Origin of the sequence: Polaromonas sp., assembly GCF_012927415.1 — a bacterium.
Classification (GTDB): Bacteria; Pseudomonadota; Gammaproteobacteria; order Burkholderiales; family Burkholderiaceae_C; genus Polaromonas.
Genome location: NZ_JABBPF010000015.1, coordinates 16325 through 37491 on the forward strand (window position 1 = coordinate 16325; position 21167 = coordinate 37491).

Consider the following 21167-nt stretch of genomic DNA (forward strand, 5'->3'; position numbering starts at 1 on the left):
GGGGAATCAAGGCCCATTGATGTTTGAGCGTTTACTACAGCGGACGTCGAAGGTTCCGCCGGAACCCTGCGCACCTCGCGGGACGGTTGCGGCGCGCAGTTCCTGCTGCTGCACGGGCATCTGCAAACAGATGGCTGAAGCAATTAATTTTTTCGAAACCTGAATCAGAAGGAAAAAACCATGAACAAGAGCACTGGCAAAAAAAGAATCGCCGTAATAGCCGGTGACGGCATTGGCAAGGAAGTCATGCCCGAGGGCATTCGCGTGCTGGAGGCGGCGGCGGTCAAATTCGGCATCGAACTTCAGTTCGACCACTTTGATTTTTCCAGCTGGGACTATTTTGAAAAGCACGGCAAGATGCTGCCGGACGACTGGAAGGACCAGATTGGCGGACACGATGCGATTTATTTTGGTGCCGTAGGCTGGCCCGACAAGATTGCGGACCATGTGTCGCTGTGGGGCTCGCTGCTGCTGTTCCGGCGCGAGTTTGACCAGTACATAAACTTGCGGCCGGCGCGACTGATGCCCGGCATCATTGCGCCCGTCGTCAGGCGCGACGGCAGCCCGCGTCAACCGGGCGAAATCGATTTTTATATCGTCCGTGAAAACACCGAAGGCGAATACTCCAACATTGGCGGAAAGGCTTTTCCGGGAACCGAGCGCGAGTTTGTCTTGCAGGAATCGGTGTTCACGCGCATCGGCGTGGACCGGGTGCTGAAATTTGCCTTCGAGCTGGCGCAGTCACGGCCAAAAAAACACCTGACCAGCGCAACCAAGTCCAACGGTATTTCAATTTCGATGCCCTACTGGGATGAGCGTGTCGTGGAGATGGCAAAGCGTTATCCGGACATTCAGCTGGACAAATTTCACATCGACATCCTGACAGCGCATTTTGTGCAGCGTCCCGACTTCTTCGACGTGGTCGTGGCCAGTAATTTGTTTGGCGACATTCTGAGCGACCTGGGTCCGGCTTGCACCGGGACTATCGGTATTGCACCGAGCGCCAACCTCAACCCGGAGCGCAAGTTCCCCTCGCTGTTCGAGCCCGTTCATGGGTCCGCACCAGACATCGCCGGGCGCAATATTGCCAATCCTGTTGGCCAGATCTGGTGCGGCGCGATGATGCTTGATTTTTTGGGGCACAAGGAAGCGCACGATGGCATTCTTGCCGCGATAGAAAAAGTGCTGAGTCCTCGCAGCGGCTCACCGCGAACTCCCGATCTGGGTGGGCAGGCTGGTACGGCGGACGTCGGCAAAGCCATCGCTGCAGCCTTGAATGAAGCTTGAATGGGTGTTTTGTCAAGCGGGTAAATTGCCGTTCATCCTCTGCGCGAGGCCCTGAATCCGGAGAAAAACAGACTAGAATCCGCCACCGCTTGCGTTAAAAACTTGCGCCATATTGACAGGCTGGAGGTCCATGGCTCTAATTGGATCCTGCAGATAGCCTGCACACGCTACTCCCGCTGACAACCTTACCGCCATGTCCCGGGAAATGACTTTTAGAGACAAACGATTAACTTATCAATTAACGAGGGGCTCCTTGTGAACAAGACAGAACTGATCGAGCACATTGCCAAAAATGCCGATATTTCCAAAGCGGCCGCCACGCGTGCGCTGGAGTCGACCATTGGCGCGGTGAAGGCCACCCTGAAAAAAGGAGGCACCGTGTCTCTGGTGGGTTTTGGTACTTTTGCCGTGGGTAAAAGGGCAGCGCGCACCGGCCGTAATCCGCGTACCGGCGATGCGATTAAAATCAAGGCAGCCAAGGTTCCAAAATTCCGTCCGGGTAAGGCCCTCAAGGACGCTTTGAACTAACGTAGAAGTTTTTAGTGGGGTGCTTAGCTCAGTTGGTAGAGCAGCGCCCTTACACGGCGTAGGTCGGCGGTTCGAGCCCGTCAGCACCCACCACCCACTGAAAAAAAGGCGAACTTGGTTCGCCTTTTTCATTGTTGCGCCGAAAAGGCAGTCGTACAGGAAATTCGAGATGTTTGATTTCATTCGCAAGCACACCAAGTGGACCATGGCACTGCTTTTTTTGCTGATAGTTCCGTCCTTTGTTTTGGTAGGCATGAATAGCTCCAGGCAGTCCGGCGGCAATGGCGGAGTGGTGGCCAAGGTGGATGGAAAAGAAATCACGCAGCCTGAGTGGGACCGGACACATTTAAAGGAAGTGGATCGGCTGCGGGCCAGCATGCCGACGCTGGATGCCAAGCTGCTCGATTCGCCGCAGGCGCGATATGCCACGCTTGAGCGTATGGTGCAGGAGCGCGTTATCGCCGTTGCAGCTGAAAAGTTCAAGCTCGCGACGAGCGACCAGCGTCTGGCGCGCGAGCTGCATCAAAGCCCTGAGATTGCCTCGCTACGGCGTCCCGACGGCGCGCTTGATATGGAGCGTTATCGTCAATTGCTGGGTAACCAGGGCTTGAGTCCAGAGATGTTTGAAGCCAATTTGCGGGCGGACTTGTCAAATCGTCAGGTATTGGGCGCCATCGCTGCCAGCGGCTTTTCTGCCAATTCGGTTTCCGACCTGGCACTCAATGCTTACTTTGAAAAACGCGAGATTCAGCTTGCCCGGTTCAATGCCGCCGACTATGCTGCCAAATTGAGTCCGGTGGATGCTGATCTCGAGCAGTTTTACAAGTCCAACGAAAAACTTTTTCAGGCACCTGAGCAGGCGAGCATTGAATATGTGCTCCTTGACATGGACAGTGTAAAAAAAGGCATTACGGTGAACGAGTCGGACTTGAAGACCTATTACGAGCAGAACGTCCAGCGATTGAGCGGTGCCGAGGAGCGCCGAGCCAGCCACATCCTGATTACATCGCCGAAAGCGGCAACGGCGGCCGACCGTGAAAAGGCGAAAGCCAAGGCGCAGGAGTTGCTCGTGCTTGTCAATAAATCGCCAGAGACGTTTGCTGATGTGGCGCGCAAGAACTCGCAGGACCCCGGCTCAGCCCCTAATGGCGGCGATCTCGATTTCTTTGCCCGTGGCGCCATGGTAAAACAGTTTGAGGACGCTGTTTTCGCGATGAAAAAAGGGGACACCAGCGATGTGGTGGAGTCGGATTTCGGCTTTCACATCATTCGGCTGACCGACATCCGTGCACCCAAGCAACGTAGTTTTGACGAGATGAAGCCGGAGCTGGAAGCCGATCTGAAAAAGCAGCAGGCCCTGAAGAAGTTTTCGGAAACTGCTGAAGCATTTTCCAACGGCGTGTACGAACAGTCCGATAGCCTCAAGCCAGTTGCCGACCGACTTAAACTTGAAGTTAAAGCCGCTGGCAAGGTCACCCGCCAGCCGGCTCCTGGTACCACGGGTGTGCTGGCCAATCCAAAATTTCTCAACGCCTTGTTTTCACCTGACGCGATTGAGAAGAAACGCAATACAGAAGCCATCGAGGTCGGCTCCAGTCAGCTGGCTTCCGGTCGTATCGTGCAGTACACACCCGCGCGAACCCTGCCTCTGGCTGAGGTGAAAGCCGCTGTACGTGTGCGTTGGCTGGCCCAGCGTGGCGCGGAAGAAGCCCGCAAGGATGGGGCTGCAAAACTTGTTTCCTGGAAGGCTGCGCCCGCAACGGCAAGCTTGCCGGCCGCAGTGCTCATTTCGCGAATTCAGACCCAGCAATTGCCGGTACCGATTGTGGATGCTGCATTGCGAGCCGATACCAGCGCGCTCCCGACATTTTCGGGTGTTGACCTGGGTGCTCAGGGCTACGCCATTGTGAAGGTCATTAAGGTCGCCTCGCGCGATGCGCCGCTTGAAGCAGCTGCCAAACAGGAGCGCAGCCAGTATGGACAGTGGTGGACGTCTGCCGAGAGTTCGGCCTATTACAACGGACTGAAGGAACGCTTCAAGGCGGAAATTCTTGTACCTAAACCCGGGACGGGGAAAACCAATATTGAAGAGCGCCTGACGCAATGAATAAGCTGGGTTTCCCGTTATAATTGAGAACGCGGTGGCTGTAGCTCAGTTGGTAGAGTCCAGGATTGTGATTCCTGTTGTCGTGGGTTCGAGCCCCATCAGCCACCCCAAGTACAGTATAGAAAGCCTACTATTAATTCGATAGTAGGTTTTTTCTTGTCTGTACGATGTAAGGGCGGATGTAAGACGATTTTGGAATCGAGCTCCTATCCCAATCACTTACACCCCAGTTTTTTACACTCCGTCTGCAGAGTGTCCAAAGCCTCTTTCAATTCCCTGTCCTTTGTATCGCACACTGACACGTGAGCCGCAAGCTCGCTCGTCACTGAGGCACGATGCACTGTCCCCGCCAGGGTCTGGCTAGAACGGTTTTTTTCGTAGTCCAGTTTCCTCGTCCGTTGCTCGCACCCCTGCCTGTTATTGAGTACATCGGCCTGTGCTTTGGGAATCCACAATTCCTGTAAATCCCGTGTGCGGCGCTCCGTCTGGCTTTGGCTTACCAACCCCTCAATTCTTTGCGCTTCTGTAAGGGGTTTAGCCCCTGACGGGCTGACTGGCTGGCGCGGCGCTTGTCCAGATGCCGGCCGAACGCTTATTGCTTCACCCTTGCCCAGGCACGGAGCATCTTGAAAACTGACCTTGCCGTCAGCCTCGGTGCATTTGTTGATGGCCCACGCTGGCGCGTGAAGTAAAACGACAGCTACGAAAAGGCACATATTTTTGCTCATGAATTCCCTCTATTAATTTATTGTGGTGCAACCTCGGACAGCAAAAAACCCGCACGTGGCGGGCTAGCTGGGCACGGCTGTAGGCACTAACTCAGCCCTAACCGACGGTGAAACTCCTTTGCAAAGTCGGAGACTTGATTGGAAAGCTCGGCGTCTCCGCATGCGATAGACGCAAACCCAGATGCTGCCAGGGTCCGGTGGAAGAAGTTTGTTAACTCTTGTCGATGGGCGTCTTCGGCTTCGGTACCAAGCATTCCAGCAACTTGAAATTTTCGTGGCTGACCGACGTACATATCCATGATGTGTGGTGATGCGCCATGCACATAACCTGAATAGAGCTTGCTAATCGATCTTAGCGTCTCCACCACCGTACTTTGGTCGTGCGGGGGTGACGCTTGTCGTGCAAGGTAGGCATAAATTTGTTGTCGCGCAATCGTTGGACGTTTCTGCGTTGACGCTAGAGCCGAATCTTCATCAAATTCTTCTTCATAGAACGCCTCCAAATATTTTGTGTGTAGTGGCGTTACGTCATTGTTTATGAGAGCAAATGATAAAAATGTGATGTCATCATTCAACTCGTCAAGCATTCGTTGGAGCGCACCTGCTCTTGAAAAAATCCCTTATCCATCAGTAGGCGAGTCGCGTGAAGTGTGCTCACTGCACGGACTAGTTTTTGAACAATCGCTTGCTGAATTGTTTTTTCCTGGTATCGAAAAACAAAAGAATTTTGGAACGGTACCTTGCTAGGTGCGGGCACGTTCATTGCAAGTTGTTGTGCTGTGTGCGCCAGTTTGGCAAGGGCAAGGTCGTAACATTGATTCATACAGTGGCACCTGCAAGCACTTCGGCTTCATCCACGCGTTCCCAGTCCGTCAAGTCGTTTGACAATTCCCGCTCGGTGATGCCGTGGTTGGCTGCATACAGTCTCACGCATTTCATGAACGTCACGGCCCGGCTGCCTTCAGGGTCCATCAGCGTGCTGTGCGCGCCACTGCTGCATGTCGCCAAGCCGATTATTTCGGCCAGGTCGCGAATGTCGGGGTGGTGGGCTTCGGTGTACGCGGCCAAAGAAAACGGGGCGCAAGTGGCGAACGGGTTTTCGGGATTCAGCATGTTGAAGTCCAAGTGAGTAAAGTTGCTGGAAGGCAGAATTTTTAGTCTCTGCGCCCATTTCGGGGCGACTCGTCACTTAACATTGTGTCGCCCCATCGCCCCTAAATGAAGCAAAGAAAACCCTCGCCGCGCACACGAGCTAGAAATAAGACCCACCTGCTGTACACCTTGCTGGCACTGGTGCTTGGCCTGTCGTGCCATTCGTGCGCAGAAATTCCGTCCAGGCAGGAGGTTGTCGCTGCCGGCGCAAGTCTGGAGGTGCTGCTCAAGGGGCTGGGAGTTGCGGTACGCCAGCAAGCGGACGCTGTTGATAGGGCTCCCATCAGTGTTCCCGACGCTAGGTTGCCTACAGCCGATGCCGCATCGGCATTCGCCGCTTGTCGCCAATTCTTTGCTGCGGGCGCGCCGCCGATCGTTGCACCACGCCCGACGCACCGTGCCCTGTGCTACGACGCCTTTGCCATCCTGCATTCGGGCGAAAGCAAAACGGCGGTCTATGTTGCGGAAAAGCTCAACCGCGCCTCTGTGCTAGATGCCAACGAAACCCGAACCAACAAGTTCTACGCCGACGCCAGGCTGCGGGCAGCTGAGCGGGCAACGCTGGTCGACTACAAGGGCAGCGGCTTTGACCGGGGCCACCTTGCGCCTGCGGGCGACATGCCGACGCCCCAGGCCATGGCCCAGAGCTTTTCGCTGGCCAACATGGTCCCGCAGGCCCCGGAGCACAATCGGGGCGCCTGGGCCAAGTCGGTAGAGCTGGCGACGCGGAAATACGCTGCAAGGGCAGTTGGCGATGTGTATGTCATCACCGGCCCGGTCTTTGCACCCGATATTGCCCAGAGCCCAAGCATTGGCGCAGGCGAGGTACACGTTCCCAAATACCTGTTCAAGCTCGTCTACGACGAGAGTGCCCACCACGCCTGGGCGCACTGGCATCTGAACGACAACGCCACCCGTGCCTCCCGACCCATCAGCTACGGCGAATTGGTCCAGCGTACCGGCATTGAATTCCTGCCCGGGGTGCGCCTGGCAGATTGACGGCGAGTCGAAAGGAAAACCGCCTGAAAGTGGAGGGTGGGAGCTGCGCGGTTCCGCCGGACACCTATACTGTGTATATGAACAGTGTTTTACAGTCCAGCGGCCCGGTGCCAGTTTCCGATACGCCACTGCTGGTCCAGTTGTTCCTCGGCCGCATTTGCGCCGGGTTTCCGTCTCCCGCAGAAGACCTGGGCGCCCAGCGCATTGACCTGACCCGGGTGCTTATCACGCACCCCCAAGCCACCTACCTGTTGCGCGCCCGGGGCCACTCGATGGTCGAAGCAGGCATTTTCGACAACGACATCCTGGTGGTGAACCGCGCATTGACCGCCCGGCATAAACAGATCGTCGTGGCCGTGGTGGACGGCGACTTCACCGTCAAGCAGCTGCACCTGCTGGCCGGGCGCATCAGGCTCAAGGCTGCCAACCCGACCTTTGCCGACATCGTGCCCAAGGAAGGCCAGCTGCTTGAAGTCTGGGGCGTGGTCACGGCCAGCATCAAGCAGTTTCCAGTCTAGGGGCTGATGCCATGTTCGCGCTGGTGGACGGAAATAACTTTTATGTAAGCTGCGAGCGTGTCTTTCGCCCCAGCCTGGCGGGCCAACCGGTCGTGGTCCTCTCAAACAATGACGGCTGCGCCATCGCCAGGTCCAACGAAGCCAAGTCGCTGGGGATCGCCATGGGCGCGCCTTGGTTTGAGATCGAGCACCTGGCCCAGTCCGCCGGGCTGGTGGCCTTGTCGGCCAATTTTGCCCTGTACGGTGACATGAGCGACCGCATGATGAGCGTGGCTGCCGGAATGGGACCGGGGCAGGAAATCTACTCCATCGACGAGTCCTTCATTGACCTTGCGGGCGTGCGCGGCAGTCTGCAGGAGCGCGGCCACAAGGTGCGCGAACGCATCCTGCAGTGGGTCGGGATTCCTTGCGGCATCGGCATCGGCGCCACCAAGACCCTGGCCAAAATGGCCAACCACATTGCCAAGACCGCCGAGCGTAAGCCCGGCAGTTATCCGGCATCCCTGGCACAGGTCTGCAACCTGGCGGAGCTGGCACCGGCCGCGCTGGACGAAGTGTTGGCCGCTACAGCCGTGGGCGAAGTGTGGGGTGTGGGCCAGCGAATTGCTACGCAGTTGAACGAGGCGGGCGTACAGACCGTGCTGGACCTAACCCGGCTGGACCCGGCGACGGTTCGCCGGCGCTGGTCGGTGGTGCTGGAGCGCACCGTGCGCGAGTTGCAGGGCATGTCGTGCATTCCACTGGAACTGGCGCCTGCCAATAAGCAGGAGATTGCCTGTACCCGGTCTTTTGGCTACCCGGTGACAAGCCTGAATGACCTGACGGAAGCGATCACGGAGTTTGCCTGCCGGGGGGCGCACAAGCTGAGAAGGCAGGGGAGTCTGGCCAACATGGTGCTGGTCTTTATCCGAACCAGTCCCTTCCGGCATTCGCCCCAGTACAGCTGCTCGATGAGCATTCCGCTGCGCCGGCCCAGTGCGCACAGCGCCGTCATCGTTTCTGCTGCACTTGCGGGGTTGCGCGCAATTTACCGGCCGGGTTACCAGTTTGCCAAGGCCGGCGTGATGCTGCTGGAGCTGCAGGCGAACTTGGTGTTGCAGGACGAACTTGATTTGGAGCCAGATGAGGCACCCGAACAGGCCGGGCTCATGACCGCGCTGGATGCTCTAAATCAGCGCTATGGACGAGGCACGGTAAAGCTGGCCAGCGCTGGGCTGGGAGGTGACCGGCGTCTTTGGTCAATGAAGCAGGAACGACTTACGCCGGGGTACACGACCTGCTGGGCGGATATGCCAGTGGTGCGGGCGTAGCGGGCGTCGAATGCTGACTTGCTGGTAGGTGAGTTGGACGATCACACTTCAGTGACAAATGCCGATGTGGTGGCTTTTTTCTGCCCCCAGCCTACAGGCAAACGCATTTGCTGATGTTGAATTTATACAAAGGAGAGATACTTTCCCCGCGTGAAATACCGCGTGGTTTGTGGTGTGATGACGAGCTAGACTTTGGGGCCGCTGCGCCTCGTTTTATCAGTGTGTGTATCGCTAGTGGAGGCGGATTCGCCGACTCGGTTAGCGAGGCGTTTAAACAGCCGCTTTAGACCTGCAAGGGGGTACAGCAGTTTGCGGTTTGCTTGCTCCAAACCGGTCGTTGCGGATAACCAGATTCAACCCACATTCGTTGAAGGTGGGTTGAATAAGCTAGCATCGACTTTAAGCGGCCAGATATTTGAGAGGAAAGTATGAATTTGAGTGGTGTGACTTCAAAGGTCGCAGCGTTTGTCGTGGAAAACAAGCGGATGCTGAGCATTTTTGCGTTTGCCCTCGGTATCTTTGCTTGGACAAACTGGTACTTTTCTGCTCCTAAACAGTTCGAGCGTTTCGCAGAAAAAGTCACTTACCAAGTATTCACCAGAGATATGCTCCTCTCCGCGTTAAAGGCACTACCCGACAAGACTACGGGCGGTGAAGACGAGCCTAGTATCCATTGTGTTGGCGTGACATGCGCCGTGAAAATGGAGGTGACGTTTTATACGGACATCCTGAACGATAAAGACCCGAACAGTCGAATCATTTCCTATTCGGTAACAGCAAGGTATTTTCCTCAAAATGTATTTTTCGGGCAGTCTCAATTGCTGCCCCAAAAAATCATGTGGACAGAGCGCGCTTGGGAATGGGTCGTTGCAATTAAGTACCCCTCGGACAGCTCCAAAAATCTTTACTTTTACGGAAATTGGGCAGACCTCAACAACGTTCCTGTAGCAGATGGCAATTTCTTCTACAACCAACTGTCGGCTATAGGTTCCAACATGTATAGAGGCTCCACCAGAGAGCTTGATAGCCTCAAGCAGAGCCTTTAATGACATCTAGCACGAGCCGTCCCGGTTTTTGAGGGGAGGGTCTAACTTTTGGGAATATGGGCCTCCCGGAACCGCCCGGTGTAGGCGTCTAAACCGCAAGGGGAATTTCCGTCAATCAAGCAAGATTGAATAGCCGCTTCGCCGTGTCAGAACGGAAGGAAATTGGACTGCCAATTGGCGGGTATTCGCGACCGTCGGCTTCCGCTGCATTGCCGAAGTACCTCCCGCTCCGTTACAGACCGTCAATCTGAACGACTGCTTTGGAGAAAATTGACCGTCGGCCCCAGACTGGAAGCGGTCCTTCGTACATCGTCAGGCTCGGTCTGATTTAAGACATTGCTGACAAACCGACTCCTCAATTCATCGCCTCAAAGCCGACATTCAAGTGCTCTCGAAATCGAATCTCTGATGACCGAATTACCTTAGCCAGAACCGTTTTCGTCGCGCTTAATGCAAATGCCGCGAAGGAACCACTTCGTAAGCAACTGGCCAAGTCATATTGAGTTCGTATGCGGTTCGCTTCGAATTAGACGTCAACCGTCCAACTTTCGGGGGTCAGTTCATGGCTGATGCCTCATACGAACTCAATATGACTTTGCCAGTTGCTTATAGTCGAACGCCACTATTCCTCGTCGTAATCAAACTTACGCAAAGTGATGGACTCATCGGCCCTCCGCTGCTCACTATCGCGCATGGACTCAAGCTGAGAGATGTACTTAGCAGCAAAGCTTCGGACGCGCTCGTTGGGATCTTGAAGCCAGTCGAGCACTTCACGGCGCTTCTCGTCATACGCCTCCGTCATCCCGTATTCACCTGAGACGACGCCGGTATTCTGAAGAGCGATCTCGACTTCGGCGACGACTGGGCTGCTCCTGGGCAAACGCTTGATGAGTTCCTTTGCGACGGGTTGGATGAAGGCCTCCCCGTTGTAGGCGCGCAGTACACCAGCCGCGAAGTCGAGCTCAATATCTCTACCTTCGCGAACTAGACGCACAAGTTCTGCTTGGAAGCCTTCAGAGAACTGTGGAAAGATCGCCTGTAGCAGTTTCGCGCCTCTGAACTCGAAGAGAGACGCGTCCTCGGCGTAGCAGTCCAACACTTTCTCGATCACCATTTTTGGGTCGCTGGAGAGGCTGTCTTGCAACGTGTGGAACTGGTAGGGTAGTTCCTCGTACTCTCCGCCTGCCTTTTCGGCAAAGGCCGCAACGTGCTGCGCTGGCTCATACAGCCGATCGCAGAGGAACTCGACGACCACTCGAGGTTCGCGCTCCGCGATAGCGGCAAGCACATCCTCAGCTTGGTAGTCGATCTGCGGCAAGAGGCTTAGGTTTCTCAGTACCACGCGGCGCTCCTCGGGCGAGAACTCGGCAACCATTTCCGTCGCCTCTTTTCGGAACCAAATTTCTCTGACCCAGCCCGCATCGCCAAGCTCGGTAAGACGAGGCAAAGCTCGCAGGAACAACGCCTTCAGCTCGCCGCGTTCCTCTTCCTTTGCCGACCTGCCGATGGCCACAGATGCGACTTGGCGCATGACAAAAGCGTCGCGAAGCGCGGTTGCCTTTTCTAACAGCCTTCCCAAGATGCCAGCATCGACATCTTTAGTCGACAAGAAAACCTTTGCGCAGGCGTAGAGAAACGACGTCTCGTCTGCACGGGCCTCGGCGATCCACTTCAGTATGAGCGGAAGGAGCTCCTCCCGCTTCTCGCCGTCCCAGAGTCCGCGAAGTATCGGTATAAGGAATCTTGAGACCTGTTCGGACTCCTCGACGAGAAGATCCAACGCGAACTCTGGGTAGGTGGTCGCCACCTCCGCAAGGAATTCATAGAAGACAGGGAAGGTCGCTAGGTCATTGGACTCAGTCTGAGCAAATCTCAGAATCCTGCGACGCCATACATCGAACCCTTCGGCTGAAACGCGAGCGGCAATGACACGGGCTTCCTTGCGCCTGGATTCTTGAGAACCCAGCGTGTAGGAGTCATCCCGCCTGTCCTTTGACCAATCTCCGAAGATTCCCTCAAAACCGACCAGCGTCTTGTAGATGGCGTACTCTCCACTGGAGTCGATGACCGCCTTCGTCTCAAGCGCCGCTGCTCTTACCCCTGCGGAGGCGCTGTGGAAATGAATCCAATAGCTGTCATGCTCAAGCTTCTGGACGACTTGCAGGTCTTCTTCCGCTTTGGCAATGTCACCAAAGAACCCGAGAACCTCCCTAGCATTTGCGGAGATCATGTCCGAAAACGCCTTGTCGACGACGCCTCTGCCATCCCCTCGCGCAGCCGCATTCATCGCTCTGATGACAGACAACTTATGCGACTTGGTCTCAACGAGTTTGTAGAGCCTTTTGACGAGAGCGATGCTTCGCTTGCGGACCTCGACGACGCCTTGATCAGCCGGGACTACAGCGCGGGACAGAGTCACCGCCGTCGACGACCAGTTTGCCGACTCCATGGAGGGTGAAAGTAGGCCCTCAATTAGAGTAAGAACGCCACGCAGGTGGTTCCTCAGCTCCTCATCAGTTTGCTTTTCAAGGGTGTCGATGACCAGAAGCTGAGGCATCGAGCCGATCCCTCTGCCACCGGGAGTGCCATCACCGAAGTACACGGAGATGTTGTACTTGGCCAGGCCGCTCAGATCTGACGATGCCGTCTTGCGCACGGACTCTTCTTCATGTGTCGAAGCCCAAAGCAGGCTCTCGACAACGGCCGACGTCTCCAAATAACGCAGCGCATTGAGCAGGTCGATGCCTTTGGAAATCAAGCTGTAAGCGTTGCGGTACCGGGAAATAGCCGTTAGCTGCGCTCCATATTCATCCGAATGCATCAGAGGCCGAGTCTCAACAGTACGAATGAAGCTATCTGCGGCAGACACGACGTCCTTGCTTCGTCGGGACCCTACCGTGAGCAGCACATCCAAGCTGAACTCAAGGGCTTCGTACTCAGTCCTTTCAGCAAGGGTTGTAAATGCCTGCTCGCACGCACGCGCGATCGCTTCATCCGCTGCAGGGGTGTTTGATTGAGCCAAGCGCCCAAGGACTTTGATACGCGTCGCGGAGTCCACTGCGTCAGTCCCCGAAACCGTTGAGCGCGATCATGGCGGGCACTGCTTGTTGAATCGCCTTGTTCAACAGATCGCCCGCTACAGCGAGATAGTTGTGGCCCGTATCCCGTATCAGGCCGGCCAACGCTAAACGCTCAAGGGCATTTCTAGCCGCATCAGCGGCCACACCAGATTCCACAAGCATATTGATGACCGCCTGTTTGCCTGTCCGTTCCAAAAATCCAACGAATCCGAGCGCCTTGATGTCGATGAGACCAAGATGTTTTGTACGGGCCGCCAGCAGGGCTTCCATTTCGCCGGGTTCGACAATTACTTGTTGAGGTGTAACCACGGCAGGGTCCAAGGGCAGCACTGGCACGATCCGCTCAGTCTTCATGTACGCCTGAACCAGAGGGTGTTCTCCCATAGGCATGTCATCGGGGCCCATGGCAGCGAGGTCAGAAAATCGAGTCTTCAGCGCCTCGACCAGAGGATTCAGTCCCATTTCTGCGGTGGTGCTGAAAGCCGTGAGCACCAATCCCCTGGATTGAGCCTCCTTCTTAAGACCAGTTGCAAGAGCGCCTTTTTCGAAAAATCCGACCTCGTCACGAGACACGAATAGCACCTCTGAGCCGCGTGGGAGTGTCAGCATGCTTTCCCAAATGAGGCAATCCTTATATCCATGGTCCGATTTTGAAGTCGGGCGCCTATTCTCGATCGTGCGATCGGATGCAGCAACTTTTAGCTCAGGTGTCGTTGGAATGATATGGATGATGTCTTCGAGTTGCTCCAAGATCTCAAGAGCCTGGGCTTCCCCGAACTGAGATTTGGGAAGCAGCTCAAACAAGTCATAGCCACAAAGCGTCTTTAGTCTATGCAGTTCTTTCACAGCCTTCGGGAGTACCTCGTCTCCGGAAAGCGTAAATTGCTTGATGTACTCCATGCGCAGGACTTCTGGCATCAGAAGTTTGGCTTTCTTGGCGCGCAGCATATCAATGAGTAGTGGCCCACCTTTCTTGCGAAAAAGGTGAGCATCGCGCGCCCCCACGTTCGTGTCACACAGGACGTAAAGTTGTCCGTTATCCGCCATATCTATCCATTTGAAAGTCTAGATCGAATTGTAGGAGCGAACGATATATAACCAAACGCATCATCAGTAGCGTCAATCAGCGGTAAGTCCAACTGTCGACTAAAAGCGATCTTCGGCCCTTCGGAATTCAACGCATATAAGCGGTCGATCAAACGCCTGGAGTCGGGAGTGATCATGAGAAACTGGCCAAGTGATCGACCATGGCGCTAACAACGCGATTCGTCCGACTGTGGTGTTCTGCGGTGCTTCATGCTTCAACTACACTGGGGTATACGGGCAGATTGTGGAGAAGTCGCAACGCGTGCAATGGTTGCCAACGGCTGGACTGTTGTTTCCGGTGGCGAAACGCAATGCGGCCTTGTATGACTTGGTCATCTCGATTGCCCTAGTACCGGGAATTGCGTCCGTCTTGTCCGAAAGCACATGGTGAAGTGAAATGGACGCAGGCCCGGGAAGGCTCAACCCCTGCAGCAACGGCTTCATGATGGTCGTGTACTCACTGATGCCACGGCGAGAGAATCTTAGAATTGCATACTCGGTACCGCCGTCGATTCCCGGTATCCGAAAGCCCCAGGGCATCTGCAGCGTCAATCCGCCGATGACAGCCGACGCCTGCGCGAATGTGCCATCTCGCTTCTGCAGCGCGCGAACCTGAGACTTACCTCGTCTCAGCGCGAAAATCGCGTCCCTCCACAGGGAGGGATCTTCGAGCCGGGATGGCAACTTTCGGGCTATCCACTCATCTTCCAACGCGCTTTCTGGGGCGCTTTTGACCCTCGAGGAGAACGCCTTGAGCGCATCCATCACCGCCCATCTGGCCCGCAGGGATGTGTCGATGTCAGATTCGCTCTGCAACTCCAAAACGCGGTTGTACCAGTACCGCAGCGAACAAGTCGCGTAGATGTAGAAATCCTCGAACGTAATTGCCGTCGGCTGCGCAAACGCCCCGCTCGAGACGCTCTTCGCCTTGGTTATTGTGGGGCCCGTGTACGTCTTGAGCTGGAACTTCTTGGGGTAGTGGTTTAGCTGAGGCGCAGTCGAGTTCCTGAACTTGGTGTCCTGGTAGAGGTAGAGGTGGCGCTTTGCTCTGGATACCGCGACGTAAAGCAAGTTGTTCCGTTCTACTGACGCCTCAAACTTATAGTCGTCCAGGCTGCTGCCAAGCACTTCCGGTGGGACGATGTCGAGAATTCCATCAGGGCTCCAACTCGGTGCTTGGCTTCCGTAGCTATCAGAGCTCACGAAGCCTACATGCACGGCCTCAAACTCTAGCCCCTTACTGCCATGAACCGTCATAACTTGGACACCGTCGAGCACACCGGCTTCAGGGGGGAGTTCGCGCTGACCTTGGGAATCGCCAATTTTCTGGCGCAAGCGCTGGCGCAAGAGATACCGGGACAGTCGCGCCTCCTTCATTTCCCCATCACCGTTTCTCACGCTGTAGGCGAACTGCCAAAGAGCGATGCGGGTTACCCAAGCTCGGACGCTTGTGTCCGCGAAGGACGGGAGGCCGAGGTGCTGCTCCAGTAAGAGGTCGCAAATGAAGGTCCATGGATTAGAGCCATGCTGGAACTTTCCTATGAGCTTGCGGAGATTGGCCGTCACCTCAAGGCCGCGAGAGCTCATGCCAGACGGCGGGGAGTGAATCCATCGGCCTCGCTGGAAGGTCAAGTCGTTCTCGGCAGCGTTTAGGAGAACCTCCACGTCAGCCAGCGGCATGTTGAGGGCTGGAATGCCCGATAGGCCAATTAAGGCCTTTGGGCGACGCTCAACGAGAAGCTGAATGAGGCAGAGCAAGTGCTTCACCTCAGCCCGGGCGGTCAGGTCACCGATGTAGATAATGGGAATGCCCGCATGCTCAAGTAGTTCTGCGGCCCGCTCTACATCGCTAGTCTTGCGGCAGAGGATGGCCTGGTGACCAAACGGCACCCCACTGGCCTGTAGTTCGCGAATGCGTTCGGAGACCGCTCCGAGAATTGCATCGCTCTCGCTGCTGCTGACAACGACGGGCATTACGCCCGATGCTCCATTGGTTGCGAAGACCTCATCCAGCTTCAAAGAACTTTGCAGAACATGCTCGCGGCCAATCTGTTGAGTGAGGTCGACGACCTCTTGCGAGCTTCTTCTGTTGTACGTTAAAGGGTAGCGCTGGATTGCGGTCCCACCAGCGTGGGCCTTGAATTCGGTTTCAAACTTCAGTAGGCTTTTTAGCGAAGCACCCCGCCAGTGGTGGATGGCCTGCCGAACATCTCCAACTACCCAGATGTGCTTCTTGTAAGCCAACTGGCGTAGCAACTCGACCATGGCCCGCGTGACGTCCTGGTACTCGTCCACCAGAACGTACTCGAATCGATCGACTAGTTCTGCGAATGGCGTTCGGTCTTCTCGGAGGGCATATGCAGGCTTCGAGATGAGGTCTACGAAGTCAACAGTCTGGCGTTCCTTGAGCAGCGTCTCGTACAGTTCGAAAAGTGTGGCCACATCAAGGCGTTTCTGCTGAAGCTCCTCATCCTCGACCTTGTTCTCTTTAACGAAATACCTGTAGGCCGCTGGGGTAACTAACTCCTCTTTGAGTCGCGTGATTCCGCTGACAACAGGGCCAAGCCAGTCATATGGGTCTTCCACGCGCAAGAAGTGGGTGAGTTCCACTTGAGGTAAAGCCTTGACCATGGTGGTCATTGAGTTAATAAAGTCTGAAACGTGAAGGTTTGAGTCAAAACTGAAATGCTGGTGATACTTTCTCAGGAACTCCAGCCCAAACGAATGGAAGGTGCCTGCCCAAATCGCGGAGGCATCCGTAATCCCCGCGTTACGCAGTCGCTCAACTAATTCGAACGCCGCCTTGTTGGTAAACGTGAGAACCAGAATCTGGCTCGGATGGACCTGCTTCTCTTCCACCAGGTACTTCACTCGGTGGATGAGAGTCGTCGTCTTACCAGTGCCTGGCCCGGCCACCACGTTAGCGGCTCGCTCTGGGGCCCTCGCTGCGGCGAGCTGGTCGGGACTCGGTTCGCTTAGTGGACTCGCCGTAACCGTCGCTTCAGGAAGCAGCAGCCCGTCGAGCATCTGCTGCCGGACGAACTCCAATGGGATGCCCAGTTCCGTAGCAGTCTCTGCAGGCCCCTTACCGGCCATAGCAAATTGACGGGCGACATCTCGCGGTAGTAACAACTCGCGCGCGAACAAATTTGCTTGGAGCTCCTGCCTCTCCCGTGCCCCGTAGGCTTCAACTTTGAGAACAGCTGGACTGCCAGCGCTGCCTAGCAGTGTTTTCAGGTAGGCAACGGTAGTTGCCGGCTTTGCTGCGTCAAGAAAGTAGTGCCCGAGTTCGTGTGCGACAAGGCCACAAAACTCAGCACTCCACGCATCAACTTCCGAGCTCACGTAAATGAACATTTGCTCCCGCTGGAGTACGGCAGTTCCACCGCCTAAGTCGGCGTAAGACGGCGGTACTTGCTCAATCGCAATGTTCAGGACGGATTCGACTTTGTGTAAGAGGTCCTTTGCCGTAACGGCGGCGTGCGCAAGCGAGGGCTCCAGGTTGGCTCTGGTTGCATGGGCTTCATTTCGAGCGCGCTGGAACGGGTTCATTGCGTCTCAGACTCCGAAGTCAAGAAGAGCCTTGGCGTCATCAGCAGGCAGATTTAGCGACTTCACTGCGGCGGTCCAAGTTGTGGGTGCTGTCGAGAGCATTGGCTTTCCAGCTTTCGCCTTAAACGCAGGCACCAATCTGCGGTCAAAACTGCCTCGGAATAATGTCGACAGCAGAGACTCAGGAGCCTCAAAGGCCCCCGCAAGTCTGGAGAGCAACTTCCTCGGAGCTCGTACATTTCCGACAAGGATGCTCGAGACAAGAGGGGTGGCAACAGGCTGAAGTTCAAGCTTCGAAACCAGATTGCGTATCGCGGCGCCCTTGCAACTGGAGACCCTTGGCTCGAGAGCGGCCAGCAGCTTCTGCATAGCAAGTCCGTGGGCTGCGCATAGCACGGCTAGCTCGGAGACTGACTTCTCATACTCCTTGGCAGTTGACCGGAAGCGAACAGCATGGCCTGGGTCCAAACGAATCATTACCTGCTCAGTATTCGAATCGTGCCACTCATGTAGTTCTTGACGAAGCGTTTCGAATAGCGAAGTCGAGCTCGCATAGAGCGACCTTGCAACGAAGTCTTCAAATCCAAAAACAACGAATCGTCGGCACACATCTGCAAAGCTCGTCGCTTCTGAGGACGCTATCGAATTGAGATGCTTCTTGAGGCTCAAAGGCAATGTAGCCCCGAGAGTCTGCTGCCTTGTCTTGGACAAAGAGCGCTCGGACGAGGGAGGATTGGTTTCGCTGGCGTTCATTCGAACAGTTGCTCTTAGCTCGGCGGTGGACGTGAGAAAGGAGGCAAGGTCAACGAGCGCCTGCCGAATCGCTTCGTTGGGAGAAGTGGCCGACACCTGACGCTTCCCAACGCCAGCAATTTCGTAGGAGACAGCTACACCTCCTTCAGCCTGTGGCTCCAGTTGGGCCGTTCGAAGAATGTTAGAGAATGTGTCTGGGAGCCGAGACAAGAGCACTTGCCCTTGATCAAGGGCAACCGGGTCGAGTGTGGTTTGCATTTGCGCCTTCCATGACTGCGGGGCGTACGCGAGCCCCTTAACACTAGTATAGACAAATATCAAGAATGTATCAATCCCGCGGAGATTTTATGACTGCACCGAAGCTGGCAGCGGCCATCAGGGCCGCTGCCACAGCTTGGGAAAAGGCTACCACCTTTGACCAACGAACATACGCCCTGGCTTGCCCCGGTGAGCTCGCTGACATCCTGGGCAAGGCTGTCGAGGAAGCTCTGGAAAGCGCGGGCGAGGACCCGATGGCGATTCGTCAGGAAGTCATCGCGGCGCCCTTCGTTCTGCTTGCCGGAGTGTTCGAACCCGGTGAATTGCCTGAAACGCCAGAATGGTTCACTCCGGTTCCGGACGCTGGTGGCACTCAAATGGGACGTGCTGCGGCGACTGCTGCGCATGGATTCCTTGGCATGGAGACCGTGTCATATGGGTCAGAGAATAGCGGTGAATTGTTCGTCAGCCTGACGGCGATTCCGGGCAAGGGTAAGTATGCGCGCAAGTCGCAGGGAGGGCTGCGCGGGCACACGGATGCGGTGAGCTTTCCGTTCAACGGGGAAACAGACGCTTCAAACTCGCGAATCGCACCTTCGCCGGACCTGGTGACTTTGGTCGGGCTGCGAAATCCGAGGGCCGTGCCGACGACGGTGATGGTGCTCGACGAGGCCTTAGACAAGCTGTCGCCTGAGGACGTCCACGAATTGAAGCAGGGGCAGTTTTCCATCGGGTCGCAAACCACTTTCCTAGAAGGTATGAGCGACATCCTGGGGGATGTGCACACGGCCATTGATGAGCCGGTCCTCAAGGACGCGGCCTTCGGCACAATTGTTCGTTTCAGCCACTCCAATGTTTTCTCGACTGAGTCTGGCGGGGCGGCAGAGACGGCTGCTGAGAATTTTGCGAAGGCCTGCGGCGAAGTCGCCAAGCCCGTGGCTATCGAGCCCGGTGACGTCCTGCTCGTCAGCAATCGGCGTTGCCTGCACGGTCGCGGCGAGGTGGGTGACGATATCGGCGGGCATTCTAGATGGCTGCTGCGGACCTACGCGTTGGATACGTCGGAGCTGGATGACAGCCGGCGACACCTCGGAGATCAGCCTCCTCACGTGCTTTTCCCTTAACTGGACGCGTTAATGATGCATCTGTACGGCCACGGCTTCCGTTTTTCTTGAACTCGCTGGTTTTGGTTTGCAGAGCCTCAAGCTCGGCATTGAGGCGGTCAAATGCTGACGCGGCATCTTTGCGGGCATGGTCGAGATTGTCAATTTCATGGGACAGGGCGCCGACTCTTTCGGCACCGTCGGTTACTACGCTGAGTTTTAGCTTTACGTCTCGGCTGTTGCGGCTAGCGGTCATGCTTACCCCGCATCCTGTTCAGCCACGGCCGCTTCGGCACACGCCAGTTGGCGCACCATGATGTTTACGTCAGGCTCGTCGAATTGTCGGCCGCACGCATCGGCGGTAGTTTGGTGGTGGTGCCAGGCAGACGCAAATTCGTGCGATGCCAGGTGCAGCGCTCGCCCTGTAAGGTCGGCTGCAGCTTCTGCTTGCTCATGCTTTGCATCAGCGAGCTTTAACGCGCATTCGGCAAGGGCTTCCTGCGCATCCAGCAGTTCAGCCGCAGCTGCCTCTTGCGCCAGGGTCAGCGCGTCCAGTCGGTCACGGCTGACAGACGGCAGCGTGCCCGCCTTGCCAGCCTTTATCTGCGATAGCACTGCACTGGCCGCATCACTTTTAGCCCTGTCGAGCGCCAGCGCTTCCGTGGCCACCAGAATTTCGATTTCGGCATGTATTGATTGGGCGATGCCTACGGCGTTTTGGGCAGCGTCGGCCAGCGGTGCCAATTCTGCAATTGCTGTTTGTGCCTGTGATGCTCGGACATCTGCGTTCAACATGCGGTTGAGGTGGTCGATGTCACGGGTGACGCAAGCTATTTCCCGCTCGGCGTCGATACGGTGCTGCCGGGCCTGTTGCTGCTCGGAGTTCAGCGCTAACAGCTGCCGCTCTGCAGCGCCCAATGCTTGAATCGGATAATTTACTGCCTTAAAAGTATCAACTTGGGCAGCGGTGCGGCCTTCACGCTTAATGCTTCCGGGCAGGTCCAAGTGCTTGATCTGTTGTTGGAGAGTGACGATTTCTGCCTGGATAGTTGGGTGCTGTGAATTTTTCATGGGTGAAATCCTTAATTAGAAAAGGTCGCGTGAATCGGCAGCTGATCCAGAGCTTAGCCAAGCCTGAAGCTCTGATATTCGAATGAACGTCAAATTCCCTATGTGGATTGACCGAAAGGGAATCTGGCCCGTGGACAGGGCTGCTCGAAAGCTTTCGGCAGTGAGGCCAGCCATGCGGGCGGCAGCAGCCAGGCGAAGTAGCCCGCTGGCTGGAATTTGAGAGTGATCGATTTGCATATCCAGATAATGAGGCCGACTAGTGATTCAATGACTGCGGCACAATTTCGCCTCCTTCAAAGCAGATACGGGTGCTTAGGCTGACTTCACCTTCAATGCGCACAGTTACTACCCTATGTGACCCGGTATGGGGCAGGGTTGCGCGCTGTACGGAACCGAAAAAATGTAAGGTCTGAACTAATCAGGTTTGAGATTTTTGAAACTTGCGATGGTTGCGCCTCTTTGCCCCCGCATGCTCGTTCCGAGCCCCTAGGGTCCCCGTCGGCTTTGCAACCCGCAGGAAAACACAAAAGCGGACGCACGACTTGGTCAGCGTGGGTGTGCGGCCAGCGTGAGCATGTGCTGGCTGGGT

At 56.0% G+C, this 21167-nt stretch carries 17 protein-coding genes and 2 tRNA genes; 10 read left to right on the forward strand and 9 right to left on the reverse strand.

Annotated elements, in window-relative coordinates:
* Positions 1-180: 180 nt before the first annotated feature.
* From HHJ19_RS01230 to HHJ19_RS01250, 5 genes are all read left to right on the forward strand, one after another.
* On the forward strand, positions 181-1287 hold the full coding sequence (locus HHJ19_RS01230; RefSeq protein WP_296903376.1) for a tartrate dehydrogenase: 1107 nt from the start codon (positions 181-183) through the stop codon (positions 1285-1287).
* 255 nt (positions 1288-1542) lie between these two features.
* On the forward strand, positions 1543-1815 hold the full coding sequence (locus HHJ19_RS01235; RefSeq protein ID WP_296903378.1) for an HU family DNA-binding protein: 273 nt from the start codon (positions 1543-1545) through the stop codon (positions 1813-1815).
* A 17-nt stretch (positions 1816-1832) separates the two neighbouring features.
* Positions 1833-1908 (forward strand) — tRNA-Val (locus HHJ19_RS01240).
* Positions 1909-1984: 76 nt separating this feature from the next.
* On the forward strand, positions 1985-3922 hold the full coding sequence (locus tag HHJ19_RS01245; RefSeq protein WP_296903379.1) for a SurA N-terminal domain-containing protein: 1938 nt from the start codon (positions 1985-1987) through the stop codon (positions 3920-3922).
* A gap of 34 nt (positions 3923-3956) precedes the next feature.
* Positions 3957-4032: transfer RNA gene (locus HHJ19_RS01250), tRNA-His, on the forward strand.
* A 105-nt stretch (positions 4033-4137) separates the two neighbouring features.
* On the opposite strand, the gene HHJ19_RS01255 is transcribed toward HHJ19_RS01250, so the two are convergent.
* The 4 genes from HHJ19_RS01255 to HHJ19_RS01270 form a co-directional block, all read right to left on the reverse strand.
* A complete protein-coding gene (locus tag HHJ19_RS01255; RefSeq protein WP_296903381.1) occupies positions 4138-4650 on the reverse strand; it encodes a hypothetical protein in 513 nt (170 codons plus the stop codon).
* Between the two features lie 86 nt (positions 4651-4736).
* On the reverse strand, positions 4737-5237 hold the full coding sequence (locus HHJ19_RS01260) for a hypothetical protein (protein ID WP_296903383.1): 501 nt from the start codon (positions 5235-5237) through the stop codon (positions 4737-4739).
* Positions 5222-5473, reverse strand: coding sequence for a hypothetical protein (locus tag HHJ19_RS01265; RefSeq protein ID WP_296903385.1), 252 nt, complete (start codon positions 5471-5473; stop codon positions 5222-5224). The genes HHJ19_RS01260 and HHJ19_RS01265 overlap by 16 nt, the downstream gene beginning before the upstream one ends.
* The gene (locus HHJ19_RS01270; protein ID WP_296903386.1) at positions 5470-5763 is read right to left on the reverse strand and encodes a hypothetical protein; all 294 of its coding nucleotides are present in this window, start codon (positions 5761-5763) and stop codon (positions 5470-5472) included. The genes HHJ19_RS01265 and HHJ19_RS01270 overlap by 4 nt, the downstream gene beginning before the upstream one ends.
* Before the next feature lie 105 nt (positions 5764-5868).
* Between HHJ19_RS01270 and HHJ19_RS01275 the strand changes: the two genes are divergently transcribed.
* From HHJ19_RS01275 to HHJ19_RS01290, 4 genes are all read left to right on the forward strand, one after another.
* Entirely contained in the window at positions 5869-6801 is a 933-nt protein-coding gene (locus tag HHJ19_RS01275; RefSeq protein ID WP_296903387.1) for a DNA/RNA non-specific endonuclease, read from the forward strand.
* A gap of 77 nt (positions 6802-6878) precedes the next feature.
* The gene (gene umuD / locus HHJ19_RS01280) at positions 6879-7319 is read left to right on the forward strand and encodes a translesion error-prone DNA polymerase V autoproteolytic subunit (RefSeq protein ID WP_296903389.1); all 441 of its coding nucleotides are present in this window, start codon (positions 6879-6881) and stop codon (positions 7317-7319) included.
* A gap of 11 nt (positions 7320-7330) precedes the next feature.
* Complete coding sequence (locus HHJ19_RS01285; RefSeq protein ID WP_296903391.1) at positions 7331-8629, forward strand: Y-family DNA polymerase; 1299 nt, start codon at positions 7331-7333, stop codon at positions 8627-8629.
* A 428-nt stretch (positions 8630-9057) separates the two neighbouring features.
* Positions 9058-9675, forward strand: a complete 618-nt coding sequence (locus HHJ19_RS01290) for a hypothetical protein (protein ID WP_296903393.1) — start codon at positions 9058-9060, stop codon at positions 9673-9675.
* A 622-nt stretch (positions 9676-10297) separates the two neighbouring features.
* Here HHJ19_RS01290 and HHJ19_RS01295 read toward each other — a convergent pair.
* The 4 genes from HHJ19_RS01295 to HHJ19_RS01310 form a co-directional block, all read right to left on the reverse strand.
* Positions 10298-12433: a hypothetical protein gene (locus HHJ19_RS01295; RefSeq protein WP_296903394.1), complete on the reverse strand. Its 2136-nt coding sequence runs from the start codon at positions 12431-12433 to the stop codon at positions 10298-10300.
* 304 nt (positions 12434-12737) lie between these two features.
* A complete protein-coding gene (locus tag HHJ19_RS01300; protein ID WP_296903396.1) occupies positions 12738-13802 on the reverse strand; it encodes a PIN domain-containing protein in 1065 nt (354 codons plus the stop codon).
* Positions 13803-14060: 258 nt separating this feature from the next.
* Positions 14061-17393, reverse strand: coding sequence for a UvrD-helicase domain-containing protein (locus tag HHJ19_RS01305; RefSeq protein WP_296903398.1), 3333 nt, complete (start codon positions 17391-17393; stop codon positions 14061-14063).
* Positions 17394-17399: 6 nt separating this feature from the next.
* Positions 17400-18404, reverse strand: coding sequence for a hypothetical protein (locus HHJ19_RS01310; protein ID WP_296903400.1), 1005 nt, complete (start codon positions 18402-18404; stop codon positions 17400-17402).
* 89 nt (positions 18405-18493) lie between these two features.
* Here HHJ19_RS01310 and HHJ19_RS01315 point away from each other — a divergent pair, with 89 nt between their 5' ends.
* Positions 18494-19528: a TauD/TfdA family dioxygenase gene (locus HHJ19_RS01315; protein WP_296903401.1), complete on the forward strand. Its 1035-nt coding sequence runs from the start codon at positions 18494-18496 to the stop codon at positions 19526-19528.
* A 237-nt stretch (positions 19529-19765) separates the two neighbouring features.
* On the opposite strand, the gene HHJ19_RS01320 is transcribed toward HHJ19_RS01315, so the two are convergent.
* A complete protein-coding gene (locus HHJ19_RS01320; RefSeq protein ID WP_296903403.1) occupies positions 19766-20578 on the reverse strand; it encodes a hypothetical protein in 813 nt (270 codons plus the stop codon).
* Between the last annotated feature and the right edge of the window lie 589 nt (positions 20579-21167).